General features: G+C 30.9%; 3 protein-coding genes and 1 pseudogene. All 4 read left to right on the forward strand.

Annotation, left to right across the window (positions count from 1 at the left end; genetic code table 11):
* The first annotated feature begins 329 nt into the window (after positions 1-329).
* Entirely contained in the window at positions 330-1670 is a 1341-nt protein-coding gene (locus V6U76_RS04680; protein ID WP_333023941.1) for a DNA recombination protein RmuC, read from the forward strand.
* Between the two features lie 54 nt (positions 1671-1724).
* The gene (locus tag V6U76_RS04685; protein WP_333023943.1) at positions 1725-2237 is read left to right on the forward strand and encodes a hypothetical protein; all 513 of its coding nucleotides are present in this window, start codon (positions 1725-1727) and stop codon (positions 2235-2237) included.
* A gap of 1106 nt (positions 2238-3343) precedes the next feature.
* Positions 3344-3832 (forward strand): Holliday junction resolvase RuvX, encoded by a 489-nt coding sequence (gene ruvX, locus V6U76_RS04690; protein ID WP_333023945.1) that lies wholly within the window; start codon positions 3344-3346, stop codon positions 3830-3832.
* Positions 3833-3943: 111 nt separating this feature from the next.
* Positions 3944-4304: pseudogene (locus tag V6U76_RS04695) on the forward strand (hypothetical protein); the annotation flags it as partial.

Genomic DNA, 4304 nt, shown 5'->3' on the forward strand with positions numbered 1-4304 from the left:
AAATGTAATTGGCTTATAAAAAAGGTTTAAAATTATAGTAGATAAATACTGAATAGACGAAAATGTTTTGCTTTGATGTTCAATTTGATAGCTGGAATTTACAATCGATAGGTGTCTGTATGAGTTATGCAAGAGGTCTATTACTTTAGCTTTCTTTCCTTTTGAAAAATCTACCTTATGTTAGCAATTCCTAAAAATGTATTGACTGAAGTAGCAATAGAGGTCTATCACTAGAGGTAACTCTATCAATAAAATACATAAATTTAGAAAAGAAATATCTCAATATTGTTTTTTATGTAGAATAAGAATATATATAATTATATTGCTTTATGCTTTTTAATTTTTTAGTTTTAACTATCTTTCTACTTCTGTATATATATATATCTTCAAAAAATAGAAAACTTAATGGAGAGAAATTAAAGCTTGAAGGTGCTTTGTGCAAAGTAGAAGGGGAACTTCAAGAAGTAAAGCAAGCTCTATTGGAAAAAAGTGAGGAAATAGTCAATTTAAAGGTTAAAAAAGTAGAGCTTGAAGTAACTCTGCACAAGGAACGTGATGAAAAGAAAAAAGAAATCGAATTGCTTGAAAAAGCAGAGGAAAGACTTACAAATACTTTTAAGGCACTTTCTCTTGATGCTTTGCAGATTAATAACAACAATTTTCTAGATTTAGCAAAAGAGGTAATTGATAGTAAACTGAAAGAAACGGAAAATGATTTTAAAAAGAAACAAGCAACAATTAGTGAGGTTGTAACTCCAATAAAAGAGAGACTAGAAAAATTTGATAATGAGATACGTACGCTTGAAAAAGAAAGAGTGGGAGCTTATGAAGGACTGAAGGAACAAATTGGAGCACTCATGAAGCAAACTTCAAATCTTGCCAATGCTTTAAGAAAACCTCATGTTAGAGGAAAATGGGGTGAAATACAGCTAAAAAGAGTAATTGAAATGGCAGGAATGGTTGAGTACTGCGACTTTTTAGTTCAGCCATCAACAATTGATAAAAGTAATGATAATTTATTGCGCCCTGATTTAATCATAAGAATGCCATCAGGAAAGCAAATAATAGTGGATGCTAAAGTGCCACTTGACTCTTACCTTGATGCCGTATCACAAGATGATCTGCAAATACAAAAGGAGAAATTAAAAGACCATTCTCTAGCAATAAAAAAACATATAAATGAATTAGGGAAAAAAGAGTATTGGAATCAATTTAAGAATACACCAGAACTTGTAGTTTTGTTTCTTACTGGAGAGGGAGTTTTTAGTGCAGCACTTGAATATGAACCTGCTTTAATAGAAATTGGAGTAGAGAAAAAGGTGATTATTGCAACACCTATTACGTTAATTGCATTGCTAAGAGCAGTTGCATATGGATGGAAACAAGAAATAATAGCAGAAAATGCAAAAAAAATTAGTGAATTAGGGCATACATTATATGAACGGATATGTACTATGAGCGAGAATTTTGATAATTTGCGTAAAAGTTTAAAAAGTGCTGTAGACAATTATAATAAAACTGCTGGTTCTCTTGAAGCTAGAGTACTTCCTGCTGCACGAGAATTTAATAAATTTGGAATACATTCAAAAGATAAGGAGCTAGGAATCAGTAAAGAACTTGAATCCGTGCCTCGCAATTTACATGCTGAAGAACTTCAAAATTCTAGTTGATAATTTCTCTTTATTTTATTATAATATAAATATTATGGGTAAATTGTACAATATATGTTTAATGAAGAACCTCAAGGTCCAAATATTGCAGCTATACAGTCTCAAAGTGAACATCAGCAAAGTGCTGGTGAAAAAAGTGGTTTTGGTATAGGTTTAGCTGATTTTATCAGAAGTACTGAAGGAGGTTCTGTTGAGCCAATACTTGGTTCACCAGTTGCACCAGTTTCATCACTAAGTCAAGTTTTTGAAGGTGGTACTGGTAGTGTAAATAAAGCTTTAGGAGGAGATGGGATTGAGATAATTGGTGGTTTTAAAAAATTTATTGATACACTTATTGAAGCACCTGGGTATGCAGGTGGTGGTGGAGAGCAAGCACAACCTCATCAAGATGCAGGTGTGAGTGAGTATAGCCCAGAAGATTATCCATATTATAATGATGGATTAGCACATAACTTTTCTGATGATATGGGTATGCATTATGATGGTGATGCTTCGGGCCAGCAGCAATACATACCATCTCATACTCCACATCATGATTATGACGAAGAACTTGGGCGTGGCGTTTAATATGTAGTAGAAAAACTTGAAATTTAAGCATTATATGTTAAAGAAGATAATGATCATGTAAATGTATACCTTCATGTTATGTGCAGCATGACTTAAAAAGTGCTTGTATCCGATTTTCACTTGAGTGCTAAAATAATGTAAATCATAGTTCTAGGCCATGTGAACAAGGTTTTATGTGAGCAATGTTTAACGAAGTTAAAAAATTCCAATATAAACATAAGAAATCTTATTAAACATGGAGAAAGTTTGTCTAACATTCTTGATTTTCTCAAAGAAACATTTGACAAGATATAGCTTCTTATGCTCATCTTAATATCTTTTCGATTTTTTTTAGTGGAATTACAATTTCACACAAGTTACAAAGCCACACCCAGCCATAAAGCCTCCCTTCAACTCCAGAATCATATCCAACATGGGCTCGGTTCCATTAATTATCGAAACTTCTAAATCTGGATCTTGAGTATGCTTATTATATAATATATTTTCACACCATCTTTTAAACTTTGTATTGATATTTCTGTAAATGCCGTAAACTTCTGGTAAAGTTGCAGCCAGACACCACCTTCGACAATACTGCTTCTATTAATGTAATCCCTTCTCATTCTTGCTATGTATACCTTAAAATCTTTGCAAAAATGCAAAGTTTGCTTCCAATGGTTTTCTTTTACATACTATTCTTATAGTAATTTCTCTATTTTTTTACTAAATTAAACTACATATTTTCCTTTTTTTTGCTACTTTCTCTTACTTACCTGCTCACTTCTGAATTTTATCCACAGAGCTAGTTCTGCATTATATTTGGCTTATTATTTTTAATAGCATGCGATAGTTGAAATTCTTCAAAATCGTTCATGAAATATTCTTTAATTAAGTATTATAGTTAAGATACTAGCATAAATTAATCAACTTATTATTAAATTAGAATGTAATTCTATAAGAAACTCGCGACTGCACTTTACTTAAGTATACTATGTATTGATATATAATCAAATAACCATTGAACTTCGTACTCTTTCCATCATTGGAATTAGAAGCGTATGACAAGAAGAAGAGCTATATTACTCATCTAAATATTATATAATGCTACTAAATGATAATAAAAAATGATGTTGTATAGAAATATAAATGAGTTTTTAAAATCTTTATCTGGCGATAAGCGCATAATGTGCTTGGATTTTGGAGAAAAAAAAATAGGCATAGCATTTAGTGATAAAACAAAAACTATAGCTACAGCACATAGTATTTATTATAGGCAGAATACTAGTAAAGATTTAGGATATCTGAGTAAAATATTGCAAGAAAATGAGGCTACTACTATAGTAATAGGTCTGCCACTCAAAATGAATGGACAAGAAAATGAATGGTGTGAAAAAGTTATTCAATTTGCAAACAAGCTAGTTAAAAAATGTAAAGTCAGCATATATTTACAAGATGAAAGATTATCAACACGTTTTGCTAATGCTATTGTAGAGAAAACAGGGATGTCAATTATAAAATCTAAAAAATTATATGATAAAATTTCTGCATGTATTATTTTACAGCATGCATTAGATAAAATTTCTAATATTCAAAAAAACATTAAATTATGTCAATAGAAGAAATAAAATGCTTGTAACTTGCTTATGATAATGCTAGATTTGCGCTAGAACAAAGACTTCAGAAATATATAACACTAAAGCAGTACTGGAAATCTGAAGGAGATTTTTTTGTTACCAAATATTCCTGAACGTATAGAAGTTTATGATAATAGTCATATATCTGGAACGGGACAGATTGGTGTCATGATTGTTGCTGGGCAAAATAGTTTTCTTAAAGGCAAGTATAGAAAATTTATTATCGAAGGAAGTGCTATAGGTAATGATTATGTAATGCTAAAAGAAGTATTAATAAGAAGATTTAGTGGTGATATGCAAAATATAATACCTGATTTTTTGCTAATTGATGGTGGAGTAGGACATATGTTTGTAGCACAAAGCGTTTTACAAACACTAGACCTCTTACATAACCATACTAAAGGTTGTAATCTACTAGAAAATAATATGAGAGGGGTAATGAGGTTTGAAAAAA

Origin of the sequence: Wolbachia endosymbiont of Pentidionis agamae, assembly GCF_036711655.1 — a bacterium.
Lineage (GTDB): Bacteria > Pseudomonadota > Alphaproteobacteria > Rickettsiales > Anaplasmataceae > JAZHPY01.